The following is a 13,846-nucleotide window of genomic DNA, read 5'->3' on the forward strand; positions in this document are numbered from 1 at the left end:
AAAAATTAAAATTCTTTTCGCAGCCAGCTATTGAGTCGCTTGATCCACGAGCCAACAGATGCTGTAACACGTTTTTCAACTTCCGCTTCACCGTTAAGATGTGACTCTTTCCCGTAATGAAGCAATCCCACTGCCGTTGAATAATACGGCTCCTGAGCGTAATCCGTTAAACCGGTGATATTCAGCGGCGCGCCGATACGCACCTGCGTATGAAACACGCGTTGAGCGCAGGCGGCAAGACCTTCGATCTGCGCCGCGCCACCGGTTAATACAATGCCCGCAGCCAGGTGATGCTTTACGCCTTGTTGGCGAAGCTTTTCCTGCAGCTGCAATATCTCTTCGTTGACCAGGTTGAGCAGCTCGGTATATCGCGGCTCAATCACCTCCGCCAGCGTCTGACGTTGCAGACTACGCGGCGGACGACCACCTACACTCGGCACTTCCACGCTCTCGTCTTTACCGACGATGGAACCCAGCGCGCAGCCATGACGAACTTTAATCGCTTCGGCGTCGCTTGGCGGTGTGCCAAAGGCATAAGCGATATCACTGGTCACGACATTGCCAGCATAAGGAATTACCTTGGTGTGACGCAATGCCCCGCCAGTATAAACGGCGATATCCATTGTACCACCACCGATATCGACGACGCAGACGCCCAGTTCTCGTTCGTCTTCCGTCAATACCGAATAACTTGATGCCAGTCCGGCAAATATCAGTTGGTCAACTTTCAGGCCACAACGTTCAACGGCTTTCACAATGTTTTTTGCCATATCGTTGTGACATGTGATCAGGTGCACTTTTGCCTGCATACGCACGCCAGAAAGTCCTACCGGATTTTTGATCCCTTCCTGATAGTCAATCGCATACTCTTGCGGGATCACATGCAGCACACGATGTTCATCACGCACGCGCACCGATTTCGCGGTATGGACGACATTTTCTACATCTTCTTGTGTCACTTCTTCTTCAGAAATAGGCACCATACCAATTTCATTCTGGCAGCTGATGTGCTTACCAGAAAGCGCCAGATATACCGAAGAGATCTGACAATCTGCCATCAATTCTGCCTGGTCAATGGCGCGCTGTACGCACTTGACCACGGATTCGAGGTCGTTCACCCCGCCTTTATCCATACCACGTGATGGGCAGCTGCCCACACCAATGATATTGACCATACCGTCGGGCAGAACTTCCCCTACTAAAGCGGCAACCTTCGCGGTACCAATCTCCAGTCCTACTACCAGTTTTCTGTCCGTCGCCTTGATCATTGTTGTTCTGCCTGTGCCTGATTTTGTTGCTGAGTAGATTCCTCTGGCGGCAAGGGCGCCCAGCCGACTGCCGCACCAGAGTCATAACGCAAATCAACGTAGCTAATCCGTTTGCCATCGGTTTGCGCCTGCTGCTGTAAAACCGGATAAAGTTCTACAAAGCGAGCCAAACGTTTCATCGTATCGCCCCGGCCAAGATTGAGCTTAATATCGTTATTCAGCGTCAACTGCCAGGAGCGCCGCGCGGTCATCGCCGCTTCCTTCAGAGTAAATCTGTCCTTTGCCAGCATCTGCCCCATTTCGCGATAGCCCTGCAACACTTCATTTGCGCTGCCTTCCGGACCATACAACATTGGGAGCACCTGCTTGCTGGTGCGATCTGGCGGAACGCTGAAGGTGTTTCCTTCAGCGTCAACCATATGCTGATCATTCCAACGCGCAATCGGCACATATTCAACCAGATGAATCTTCAATTCATCAGGCCACTGCTTTCTGACGCTCACCTGCTTAATCCACGGCAGGCGTTGTTCAATTTGCGTCTGGATGATATTTACATCCTGGGTCATAAAGGTACCTGGCTCACCCAATGCCAGGATCGACTGCCGGATATCGTCATTACGCGTGTAATGGCGTTCACCGGTCAACACCAGCTTTGAGAGCGGCAGGCGTTGCGCATCTTCCATCCAGCCCAACACGACCCAGCCGCTCACCAACACTGTCGTTAAAACGGTCAGCAGGAAAAGGATCCCCGCCAGACGCGTTCCATTATTGCGGTGAGAAGAAATCTCTTCTTCACTGTTTCGCGTGTTCAGAGCAGCCTGCGACATATTAGTCCGCCAGTTCCAGAATTCGTACTACCAACTGCGAGAAGCTCATACCCGCCTGACGTGCCGCCATCGGCACCAGACTGTGACTGGTCATACCCGGTGAGGTATTAGCTTCCAGCAGATAAAACTGTCCATCGCTGTCCAGCATGACGTCTATACGTCCCCATCCTTTGCATCCTAAAGTCGTCCATGCTTTCAGCACTAATGCCTGCAAATTTGCCTCTTGAGCCACTTCTAAACCTGCCGGGCAGAAATACTGTGTCTCATCAGAGAGATACTTCGCCTCATAATCATAGAAGGTTCCAGCGGGTTGAATACGTATTGACGGTAAAATTTCTTCACCGAGTATCGCAACCGTGAACTCCGGCCCACTTAGCCATTTTTCAATCAATACTTCTTCATCGTGCTGAAATGCCAATCTTAATGCATCTTGCAGAGCATTTTCTGCTACTACTTTTGACATTCCCACACTGGAACCTTCGCGGCTCGGCTTGACGATAAGCGGCAAACCTAAGGCAGAAATTTCTGCTAACTGCTTATCACTAATGCCTTTTTCAAACTCTGCGCGGGTTAATGCTACCCACGGCGCTACCGGTAAACCAGCCCCCTGCCAAAGCAGTTTGCTGCGTAGTTTATCCATTGAAAGCGCAGATGCCATCACTCCACTGCCGGTATAAGGCAAGCCCATCAGCTCGAGCATACCCTGCAGCGTGCCATCTTCACCACCGCGACCGTGCAGAGCGATAAACACTTTCTGAAAGCCCATCGACTTCAGTTGCGTTACGTCGATTTCTTTCGGGTCGACAGGATACGCGTCAATACCGCCTTCACGCAGCCCAGCTAACACTGCCGCGCCAGAATTCAGAGAAACTTCCCGCTCTGCGGAGGTCCCGCCCAACAGGACCGCGATTTTATCAGTCATGTCGCTCTTCCTCTGTAGTTTGCGGCTTCAGTTTGATTTCAGCTAAAGATCGGGCAATTTTTCCGATATTTCCTGCCCCCTGAACGAGGATCAGGTCGTTACCAGTTAATACTGGTGCTAACATCTCGGCCACCTGCGCCGGGTCCGGCACCAGAATCGGATCAATTTTCCCACGGCCACGGATTGTACGACACAACGAACGACTGTCCGCTCCCGGAATAGGCGCTTCGCCTGCCGGATACACTTCCAGCATCAGCAGGGTATCCACCTGAGTCAGCACATTGGCAAAATCATCATACAGGTCGCGCGTGCGGGTGAAACGGTGCGGCTGAAACAGCATCACCAGGTTTTTATCCGGCCAACCTGCTCGCGCCGCTTTAATAGTGGCGTCCACCTCGGTCGGGTGGTGACCATAGTCATCAACCAGCATTGCCGTACCGCTTTTACCATTCACAGGTTCCAATGGAAATTCACCAAGGAAATCAAAGCGGCGTCCGGTTCCCTGGAAACTCTCCAGCGCACGCAAAATAGCCTCGTCTTCAATCCCCTCTTCCGTGGCGACCGCAACGGCAGCGGCAGCATTCAGGGCATTGTGACGACCTGGCGCATTCAGTGTAACGCGCATTGGCTCTTTGTCCTGACGCAGCAGCGTAAAGTGTCCCTGCGGGCCAATCTGCTGATAATCTTCCACACGCACGTCAGCATCTTCGCTGAAGCCGTAAGTGGTGGTTTGACGGCCTACACGCGGTAACAATTCGCGAATTACCGGATCGTCAACACACATCACCGCACGACCGTAAAACGGCAGGTTGTGCAGAAAATTAATAAAAGTCTGTTTTAAATTCTCAAAGTCGCCCTGGTAGGTATCCATATGGTCGGCTTCGATATTAGTGACAATCGCTACCATCGGTTGCAGATGCAGGAACGACGCATCGCTTTCATCAGCTTCAGCAATCAGGTAACGACCGTGGCCTAAACGTGCATGAACACCCGCCGCTTTTACCAGCCCACCGTTCACGAAGGTCGGGTCGAGGCCCGCTTCTGCGTAGATGCTGGAAACCATCGCGGTGGTTGTGGTTTTGCCATGCGTCCCGGCAATGGCGATGCCATGACGAAAACGCATTAACTCAGCCAGCATTTCAGCACGACGAATAACCGGAATACGTGCCTCATGAGCGGCAACAATTTCCGGGTTATCGGCGGAAATCGCGCTGGAAACTACGACCACACTGGCATCACGCACGTTTTCCGGGCGATGGTTGAAGTAAATCGTCGCTCCCAGGTTCGTTAGCTGTTGCGTGACTGGGTTTGGCGCTAAATCGGAACCACTGATCTGATACCCTTCATTGGCCAGAACTTCGGCAATACCGCCCATACCGGCACCACCGATGCCGACAAAGTGTATGTGCCGAACGCGACGCATTTCAGGCACGATGGAACGCAGTTTTGCCAATTGTTGTGTATTCATTCTTTACGCCATTAACTTCTCAAATTCATACGATGCAAAAGGCATCGCTACGATTACGCCCGGGCAGCCCGGCTCACTTCATTTGCCACTCGCTCGGTGGCATCCGGAATGGATGCAGCTCGGGCGCGTTCTGCCATGGTTAATAAGGTTTCTCGCGGCCACCCGGCCAGGGTGTTGGCGATGGCATCCACAGTAAGCTGCGGCTGCTCGATAATTTTGGCTGCCCCCGCTTTTTCCAGCGGCAGCGCATTCCAGTACTGTTGGCGGTCTTTATGTTGAAACGGCACAAACAACGCAGGTAGCCCTGCCGCAGCGATTTCACTCACCGTCAACGCGCCAGAACGGCAAACGACGACATCCGCCCACGCATAGGCCGCCGCCATATCATCAATAAATTCCGTCACTTTATGCTGCGGTTGCCCCGCTTCGGCATAAGCCTGTTCAACGGTTTGTTGCGAACCTTTGCCGCTCTGATGCCAGATAGTGACTGAATCACCCAGCTTTGCTGCAACCTGCGGCATTGTCTGGTTAAGGATGCGCGCTCCCTGGGAACCACCCACAACCAGAACACGAACCGGACCTTCACGACCAGCCATACGCTGCTGTGGCAACGGCAACGCCAGCACATCAGTACGCACCGGGTTACCAACAACTTCGGCATCAGGGAAAGCCCCCGGAAACGCCTGCATCACTTTGGTAGCAATTTTCGCCAGCCATTTATTGGTCAAGCCAGCAATGCCGTTTTGTTCGTGAAGTACGACCGGAATGCCTAACGACCATGCTGCCAGACCACCAGGCCCGGAAACATAGCCGCCCATACCGAGCACCACATCGGGCTTGTAAGCTTTCATAATCGCCCGCGCCTGACGCCAGGCGTTAAAGATCCGCAGCGGAGCCGCGAGCAACGCTTTAATACCCTTGCCGCGCAGACCAGAAATACGAATAAAGTCGATCTCGATACCGTGCTTCGGCACTAAGTCCGCTTCCATACGATCGGCAGTACCCAGCCAGCGAACTTGCCACCCCTGGGCCATTAAATGGTGCGCAACAGCCAGTCCCGGGAACACGTGCCCGCCAGTACCGCCTGCCATCACCATTAATCGCTTCCCTTTACCACTCATCGAGAACCTCGTACAAACGCCTGCGCTTTCTCCAGACGTGTTTCATAATCAATACGTAACAGCATCATGATGGCTGTCGACATAATCAGTAAGCTCGAACCACCGTAACTGATCAGCGGCAATGTCAGACCTTTAGTTGGCAACATCCCCGCTGCCGCGCCTACGTTAACCAGCGCCTGGAAGCTAAACCAGATACCAATTGAACAGGCGAGAAAACCGGAAAAACGGTGGTCAATTTCTAACGCTTTACGGCCAATCGACATCGCGCGAAAAGCGACGAAGAATACCATTAAAAGCGCCAGCACCACACCGATATACCCCAGTTCTTCGCCGATAATGGCGAAAATGAAGTCAGTGTGAGCTTCTGGCAGATACTCCAGTTTTTGTACCGAATTGCCTAAACCTTGCCCCCACAATTCGCCACGACCAAAGGCCATCAGGGATTGCGTTAACTGATAGCCGCTACCGAAGGGATCTTCCCACGGGTTCCAGAACGCAGTAACACGGCGGATACGGTACGGTTCGGCGAGGATCAGCAGCACGACCGCTGAAATCCCCATGCCGATAATGGCAATGAACTGCCACAATTTTGCCCCCGCCAGGAACAGCATCGCCAGTGTGGTGACGAACAATACGACTACTGTACCAAGGTCTGGCTGTGCCAGCAGTAACACTGCCAGCACCAGAATTACGCCCATCGGTTTCAGGAAGCCGCGCAGGTTGTTACGTACTTCGTCGCCTTTGCGCACCAGATAGTTGGCGATGTAACAAAACAGCGACAGCTTGGTCAACTCCGCAGGCTGAATACGCAGCAGGCCGAGATCGATCCAACGTGATGCCCCTTTAACTGAGCTACCTACCACCAGCACGATCATCAGCAGGATGATTGATCCAAGCAGCATCGTGGCGCTGTAACGTTGCCAGAACTCCATCGGCAGACGCAGCGTAATGATCGCCAGAATGAATGCCAGGATCAGATAGACGCCATCACGCTTCGCGAAGAAAAACGGATCGTTGGTTAAGCGCTGCCCAATGGGCATTGACGCCGAAGTCACCATGATAAAGCCGATCGCCGCGAGGCCGAAGGTCAGCCACAGCAAGGTGCGATCGTACATGATCAGGCTGTCGGTATCTTTTTCCCGCGAGCCCATCACCCAGCCTTTAAGCGCCGTGGAGATCCAGACCAGGATACTGAGTCCTGGCAGGCGCGGCATTTTCAGGCGAGGGAGAGATAAACGCATCAACCTAACTCCTTCGCCAGACGGGCGAACTCATTGCCCCGTTGTTCAAAGTTCTTGAACTGATCGAGGCTGGCACAGGCTGGTGACAACAGCACCATATCCCCTGGCTGCACGCGTGGCGCCAGCAAGAGCATCGCCTGCTCCATGGTTTCGGTTTGCTCTGCCACTTCCGGGCGCAGCGCCGCTAACTGGGCGCCATCACGACCAAAACAGTACAAACGCACGTTGTCGCCATTCAGATAGCGCGCCAGTGGACTGAAATCCGCCGATTTGCCATCACCGCCCAGCAATAAATGCAGCGTACCGTCTACCTGCAAGCCGTTCAGCGCCGCCTCTGTACTCCCGACGTTGGTGGCTTTCGAATCGTTAATCCAGCGCACGCCGTTATGCTCCAGCACCACTTCAAAACGATGCGGCAGACCAGTGAACGTGGTTAACGCTTTCAGGCTGCTGGCGCGCGGTAACCCTGCGGCATCAGCCAGCGCCAGCGCTGCCAGCGCATTGGTATAGTTGTGTTGCCCGGAAAGTTTCATCTCTTTCACATTCAACACTTTCTCGCCTTTCACCCGCAGCCAGGTTTCGCCCTGCTGATGATTCAGGTGATAGTCACCCATGTTGACGCCAAAGCTGACGCAGCGTTCATCCGCACCGCGAATCGGCATCGTTAAGGCATCATCGGCATTGACGACACAAACTTTCGCATTTTCGTAAATGCGCAGTTTTGCCGCACGATATTGCTGCAATCCAAACGGATAGCGATCCATATGATCTTCAGTCACGTTCAGAATGGTCGCTGCCACCGCCTGTAAGCTGGAGGTGGTTTCCAGCTGGAAGCTCGATAGTTCCAGCACGTACAGTTCGCACTCGGCATCCAGCAACATCAACGCAGGCAGGCCAATGTTACCCCCCACGCCGACGTTAACACCTGCCGCTTTCGCCATTTCGCCCACTAAGGTGGTGACAGTGCTTTTGCCGTTAGAACCGGTGATCGCCACAATCGGTGCCTGCGCTTCGCGGCAGAACAGTTCGATATCACCAACAATTTCAATTCCGGCATCGGCAGCGGCGCTTAAAGATGGATGCGCCAGCGCAATACCGGGGCTGGCGACGATCAGATCGGCTGCCATCAGCCACGCGTCATTAAGACCGCCAGTGTGACGTTCCACCGCTTCGGGTAATTTATCCAGGCCAGGCGGTGTCATACGTGTATCCATAACGCGCGGCGTCACGCCACGAGCAAGGAAAAAGTCCACGCAGGAAAGCCCGGTGAGGCCCAGGCCGATAATAACGACATTTTTACCCTGGTAATCAGCCATGATTAACGTACCTTCAGCGTTGCCAGACCAATCAGGACCAGCATCAGCGAAATAATCCAGAAGCGCACAATGACGCGCGGTTCCGGCCAACCTTTCAGTTCATAGTGGTGATGAATCGGCGCCATGCGGAAAATACGTTGCCCGCGCAGTTTAAAGGAGCCGACCTGCAAAATAACCGATAGGGTTTCAACCACAAACACACCGCCCATAATCACCAGCAGGAATTCCTGACGCAGCAGCACAGCGATAATGCCCAGCGCGCCGCCTAATGCCAGCGAACCGACATCGCCCATAAAGACCTGCGCCGGATAGGTGTTAAACCACAAGAAGCCCAGCCCTGCCCCGACTATCGCGGTGCAGACAATAACCAGTTCCCCGGCGTGCCGCAGATACGGTATATGCAAGTAGCTGGCAAAGTTCATGTTGCCGGTTGCCCACGCCACCAGCGCAAAACCACCGGCGACAAATACGGTCGGCATAATCGCCAGCCCGTCGAGGCCATCGGTCAGGTTTACCGCATTACCGGTACCAACAATGACGAAGTAAGCCAGCAGGATGTAGAACAGCCCCAGCTGCGGCATCACATCTTTAAAGAACGGCACCACCAGCTGCGTTGCTGGCGTGTCTTTCCCGGCAAGATACAGCGCAAAGGCGACGCCCAGCGCGATCACCGACATCCAGAAATACTTCCAGCGCGCAATCAGGCCCTTGGTGTCTTTACGCACCACTTTGCGATAGTCGTCGACAAAACCAATGATGCCGTAACCCACCAGCACCACAAGTACGCACCAGACATATGGGTTAGCGGGATAAGCCCACAGCAGTACGGAGATCACAATCGCTGTCAGGATCATAATCCCGCCCATGGTCGGCGTACCGCGCTTACTAAAGTGCGATTCCGGGCCATCGTTACGAACGACCTGACCAAAGGAGAGTTTTTGCAAATGGGCAATCATACGCGGGCCCATCCACAATGAGATAAACAGCGCGGTCAGCAGGCTGACGATGGCGCGAAACGTCAGATAGGAAAAGACGTTAAAGCCGGAATAATATTTGACCAAATGTTCGGCCAGCCAAACTAGCATGTCCCATTCTCCTGTAAAGCGCGTACCACCTCTTCCATGGCGGCACTACGTGAACCCTTAACTAAAATCGTAATCACCTGTTGCTCTGCAATCAGTGATTTAAGACGCGCAATTAACGCGGATTTATCAGCAAAATGTTCGCCAACGCCGCTGGCGGTGCTGATAACATGGCTTTGTTTACCCACGCTTAACACGCGGTCAATACCAGCCGCCTTCGCCGCTTCGCCCACCTGTACATGGCAGGCTTCGCTTTCAGCGCCCAGTTCCGCCATATCGCCCACCACCAGCACGCGGTAGCCAGGCATTTCAGCCAGTACCTGGACTGCTGCGGTCATTGAACCGACATTGGCGTTGTAGGAGTCGTCGAGCAACAACTGGTTTTCCGCCAGTTGAATCGGGAACAGACGCCCGGGAACGGCTTTCAGATTCGCCAGCCCCGCTTTGATAGCATCAAGCGTTGCGCCCACGGACATGGAGAGCGCGGCGGCTGCCAGCGCATTCGCAATATTGTGACGCCCCGGCAACGGCAGCAGAACATCGACGCTACCCGTTGGGGTTTGTAGCGTAAATTCCGTACCGTGCGAAGTCACATGGATATTGGTGGCGGTGAAATCGCTGTTGGCGGCATTCGGTGAGAAACGCCACACTTTGCGTGAGCCAATTACGCTCTGCCAGTTCAGCCAGTCGTTGTTGTCGGCATTCATAATGGCGATACCGTTTTCCGGCAGGCCGGTAAAGATTTCGCCTTTCGCTTTCGCGACACCTGCAAGCGAGCCGAAACCTTCCAGATGCGCCGCCGCCAGGTTGTTGACCAGCGCCGCTTCCGGGCGAGTCAGACTCACAGTCCAGGCAATTTCGCCCTGATGGTTCGCGCCAAGTTCAATAACTGCGTAATCGTATTCCGGCGTTAAGCGCAGCAGCGTCATTGGCACGCCGATGTCGTTGTTGAGATTGCCCGCGGTATAAAGCGTATTGCCGCACTGGCTTAAAATCGCCGCAGTCATCTCTTTAACGGAGGTTTTACCGGAGGAACCGGTCAGAGCAACCACGCGCGCCGGAACTTGCTGGCGAACCCATGCAGCCAGTTCACCAAATGCCAGACGCGTGTCTTTAACGATTAACTGCGGCAGGTCGATATCCAGTGGACGGCTGACCAGGAGCGCGCCTGCGCCCCCAGCTTTCGCCTGGTCGGCAAAATCGTGGGCATCGAAACGTTCGCCTTTCAGGGCAACAAACAGACAGCCTGGCGTCACTTTCCGCGTGTCAGTCGTTACGGCATCCAGGGTGATATCCGCCCCTTTTAGTTCACCGTTGAGAATATCGGTAAGTTGGCTAAGGGTTACGCTAATCATGCGATCACCCCCAGCAAACGCGCCACCGTGACGCGATCGGAGTAGTCCAGGCGCTGATTACCAACAATCTGGTAATCTTCATGGCCTTTGCCCGCGACCAGCACCACATCGTTCTCTTTAGCCTGCATAACGGCGCAAGTCACCGCTTCGGCACGACCTTCCATCACTTTGGCATGTCCGGCATCTAACATTCCCGCCAGAATATCGTTGATGATGGCGCGCGGTTCTTCGGTACGCGGGTTATCGTCAGTTACTACCGCCACGTCGGCAAACTCTTCAGCAATCGCCCCCATCAGTGGACGCTTGCCTTTATCACGATCGCCGCCACAGCCGAAGACGCACCACAGCTTGCCTGCACAGTGAAGACGTGCAGCCTGCAAGGCTTTTTCCAGTGCATCCGGGGTGTGAGCGTAATCCACAACCACCGTCGGTTTGCCCGGTGCAGTAAACACTTCCATACGTCCGCAAACCGGCTGCAGACGCGCGGCGGTTTTAAGCAGGTCAGCCAGCGGATACCCCAGTGCCAGCAGCGTCGCCAGCGCGAGCAGCAAGTTGCTGACGTTAAAAGCGCCCATCAGGCGACTTTCAATTTCCCCATCGCCCCAGCTTGAGCTAAAGCGAATGGTTGCGCCGCTGTCGTGATAGTTCACGTCGATCGCTTTCAACCAGCGGCCATGACAGTTCAGATTGATATGGTCTTCCATCGACACCGCAACTGCATCCGGCAGTTTTGCCAGCCAGCGACGGCCTACTTCGTCATCGGCGTTGACTATCGCCTGACCGCAATGATGTTCGGAGTAAAGCAGCCATTTTGCGGCTTCGTAATGTTCCATATCACCGTGATAATCAAGGTGATCGCGGCTTAAGTTGGTAAAGACCGACGCCGCAAATTTCAATGCCGCCACACGGTGCTGTACCAGCCCGTGGGAGGAAACTTCCATTGCGCAAAAAGTCGCACCCTGATCCACCAGCCCCGCCAGCTCATGCTGAACGTCGACTGCCGAACCGGTCGTGTTTTCCGTCGGAATAACTTTACCCAGCAGGCCGTTACCTACGGTACCCATCACCGCGCTGGTTTCACCAAGCAACTGACTCCACTGCGCCAGAAGCTGGGTGGTGGTGGTTTTGCCGTTGGTGCCCGTTACGCCCACGAGACGTAAATTGTCAGAGGGTTCATGGTAAAAGCGGCCCGCCAGCGCTGATAAACGCTCATTGAGCTGGCTGAGATAGATGACCGGTACGCCGTGCATTTCACGGATTTCACCATCGGTCGCCTCATCTTTTGCCTCTGCAATAATGGCAGCCACACCTTGCGCTATCGCCTGCGGGATATATCGACGCCCGTCCGCCTGATGACCTACTACAGCTACAAAAAGATCGCCCGACGCAGCCACACGGCTGTCGAGTGTCATCTCTCGCAGTGCTCGCGAAGGTGCGTTTGGCACCCACGGAGCAAGAAGGTCGCGCAAATTACGATCTGCCACCTGTCCCCTCGCCTTGATTAATCACAAATTCGTTTTTATCACCCGTTGTCAGCGCATCCGGTTCGATGTTCATGGTGCGTAATACGCCGCCCATGATGGCACCAAAGACCGGCGCGGAAACGGCGCCGCCGTAGTATTTACCCGCCTGCGGATCGTTGATAACAACAACCAGCGCGAAGCGCGGCTGACTCGCAGGCGCAACGCCTGCGGTATAAGCAATATATTTATTGATGTAGCGACCATCCGGCCCGACCTTTTTCGCGGTACCGGTTTTAATGGCGATACGATAGCCTTTAATCGCCGCCTTCACGCCACCCCCGCCCGGTAGCGCCACGCTTTCCATCATATGCACCACGGTGCGAACAATGGATTCCGGGAAGACACGTTCACCAGGAACCGGGGGGTCAACCTTGGTAATCGACAGCGGGCGATAGATACCATAGCTGCCGATGGTTGCGTAGACTCGCGCTAACTGTAACGGTGTTACCATTAGCCCGTAGCCGAAAGAGAAGGTGGCCCTCTCTATGTCAGACCACCGTTGTTTTTGAGGATATAAGCCACTGCGTTCTCCGACCAACCCCAAATTGGTCGCTTTTCCCAACCCAAAACGTGAGTAAGTATCTACTAACGCTGAGGACGGCATCGCTAACGCCAGCTTGGAAACACCGACGTTACTCGACTTCTGTAATACCCCGGTCAGGGTTAATTCGCTATAGCGCGCCACGTCTTTAATTTCGTGGCCGTTAATTCGATAAGGCACGGTATTAAGCACCGAGTTTTCCCGCACCACACCACGTTGCAACGCGGTCATCACCACCATCGGTTTGACAGTAGAGCCCGGTTCAAACACGTCGGTAATGGTACGGTTACGCATCGCCTCTTTTGGCGTGCCACTCAGATTGTTTGGGTTGTAAGACGGGCTATTGGCCATCGCCAGCACTTCGCCGGTGTTGACATCCACCAGCACGGCGCTGCCGGATTCAGCCTTGTTAAAGGCCACGGCGTTGTTCAGTTCGCGATAAACCAGCGCCTGCAGGCGTTCATCAATACTCAACGCCAGGTTGTGCGCCGCCTGGCTGTCGGTAGAAGAAATATCTTCGATTACACGTCCATAGCGGTCTTTACGCACAATACGTTCGCCCGGTTGCCCGGTAAGCCATTTATCAAAACTTTTCTCGACGCCCTCAATCCCCTGACTATCGACGTTAGTAAAGCCAATGAGGTGAGCGGTCACTTCGCCAGACGGGTAGTAACGGCGAGATTCTTCGCGCAGATGAATCCCCGGCAGCTTCAGTTTTTTGATGTATTCAGCCATGTCAGGGTTAACCTGACGCGCCAGATAGATAAAGCGCCCTTTCGGGTTGGCATTAATGCGGGCGGAAAGTTGATCCAGCGGAATATTGAGCGCGTTAGCCAGCGCCTTCCAGCGGTCACCGACGCTGATGCCGCCGGCTTCATGCACTTCTTTCGGGTCGGCCCAGATCGCTTTTACTGGCACACTCACTGCTAACGGGCGACCAGAACGGTCGGTAATCATGCCGCGGGAGGTGGAGACTTGCTGAACGCGAAGAGAGCGCATGTCGCCCTCTTTCACCAGCATATCCGGGGAGATTACCTGCAACCAGGCAACGCGCCCCAGCAGGAAAGCCAGTGCCAATAAAATACAGCCGCATAACAACGCAAAACGCCAACTGATAAAGTTGGCATGTTCTTCCTGACGTTTTGGTTTCTGCGTTTTCGCCGCTGCTTTCATGCGTCGCGT

11 protein-coding genes are annotated in these 13,846 nt (G+C 54.3%); all 11 read right to left on the reverse strand.

What is annotated here, in order from left to right; translation table 11 throughout:
* Window positions 1-5: 5 nt before the first annotated feature.
* Genes ftsA through ftsI form a run of 11 tightly spaced genes read right to left on the reverse strand, consistent with a single transcriptional unit; the run spans window position 6 to window position 13,837 of the window.
* A complete protein-coding gene (gene ftsA, locus AACS80_RS03035) occupies window positions 6-1,268 on the reverse strand; it encodes a cell division protein FtsA (protein WP_000588474.1) in 1,263 nt (420 codons plus the stop codon).
* Entirely contained in the window at window positions 1,265-2,095 is an 831-nt protein-coding gene (gene ftsQ / locus AACS80_RS03040; protein WP_000075731.1) for a cell division protein FtsQ, read from the reverse strand. The genes ftsA and ftsQ overlap by 4 nt, the downstream gene beginning before the upstream one ends.
* Before the next feature lies 1 nt (window position 2,096).
* Entirely contained in the window at window positions 2,097-3,017 is a 921-nt protein-coding gene (gene ddlB, locus AACS80_RS03045) for a D-alanine--D-alanine ligase (protein ID WP_130204924.1), read from the reverse strand.
* Window positions 3,010-4,485: a UDP-N-acetylmuramate--L-alanine ligase gene (gene murC, locus AACS80_RS03050; RefSeq protein WP_130204922.1), complete on the reverse strand. Its 1,476-nt coding sequence runs from the start codon at window positions 4,483-4,485 to the stop codon at window positions 3,010-3,012. The genes ddlB and murC overlap by 8 nt, the downstream gene beginning before the upstream one ends.
* A 53-nt stretch (window positions 4,486-4,538) precedes the next feature.
* Window positions 4,539-5,606: an undecaprenyldiphospho-muramoylpentapeptide beta-N-acetylglucosaminyltransferase gene (murG, locus tag AACS80_RS03055; RefSeq protein ID WP_130259634.1), complete on the reverse strand. Its 1,068-nt coding sequence runs from the start codon at window positions 5,604-5,606 to the stop codon at window positions 4,539-4,541.
* Window positions 5,603-6,847: a cell division protein FtsW gene (gene ftsW, locus AACS80_RS03060; RefSeq protein ID WP_130204918.1), complete on the reverse strand. Its 1,245-nt coding sequence runs from the start codon at window positions 6,845-6,847 to the stop codon at window positions 5,603-5,605. The genes murG and ftsW overlap by 4 nt, the downstream gene beginning before the upstream one ends.
* The gene (gene murD / locus AACS80_RS03065; protein ID WP_130204916.1) at window positions 6,847-8,163 is read right to left on the reverse strand and encodes a UDP-N-acetylmuramoyl-L-alanine--D-glutamate ligase; all 1,317 of its coding nucleotides are present in this window, start codon (window positions 8,161-8,163) and stop codon (window positions 6,847-6,849) included. Before murD ends, ftsW begins: the two co-directional genes overlap by 1 nt.
* A 2-nt stretch (window positions 8,164-8,165) precedes the next feature.
* On the reverse strand, window positions 8,166-9,248 hold the full coding sequence (gene mraY / locus AACS80_RS03070; protein WP_094337176.1) for a phospho-N-acetylmuramoyl-pentapeptide-transferase: 1,083 nt from the start codon (window positions 9,246-9,248) through the stop codon (window positions 8,166-8,168).
* Complete coding sequence (gene murF / locus AACS80_RS03075; RefSeq protein WP_135409466.1) at window positions 9,242-10,600, reverse strand: UDP-N-acetylmuramoyl-tripeptide--D-alanyl-D-alanine ligase; 1,359 nt, start codon at window positions 10,598-10,600, stop codon at window positions 9,242-9,244. The genes mraY and murF overlap by 7 nt, the downstream gene beginning before the upstream one ends.
* Entirely contained in the window at window positions 10,597-12,084 is a 1,488-nt protein-coding gene (gene murE / locus AACS80_RS03080; RefSeq protein WP_135409465.1) for a UDP-N-acetylmuramoyl-L-alanyl-D-glutamate--2,6-diaminopimelate ligase, read from the reverse strand. The genes murF and murE overlap by 4 nt, the downstream gene beginning before the upstream one ends.
* Window positions 12,071-13,837, reverse strand: coding sequence for a peptidoglycan glycosyltransferase FtsI (gene ftsI, locus AACS80_RS03085; protein WP_000642222.1), 1,767 nt, complete (start codon window positions 13,835-13,837; stop codon window positions 12,071-12,073). Before ftsI ends, murE begins: the two co-directional genes overlap by 14 nt.
* Window positions 13,838-13,846 lie beyond the last annotated feature (9 nt).

Origin of the sequence: Escherichia sp. E4385 (assembly GCF_963883145.1) — a bacterium.
Classification (GTDB): domain Bacteria; phylum Pseudomonadota; class Gammaproteobacteria; order Enterobacterales; family Enterobacteriaceae; genus Escherichia.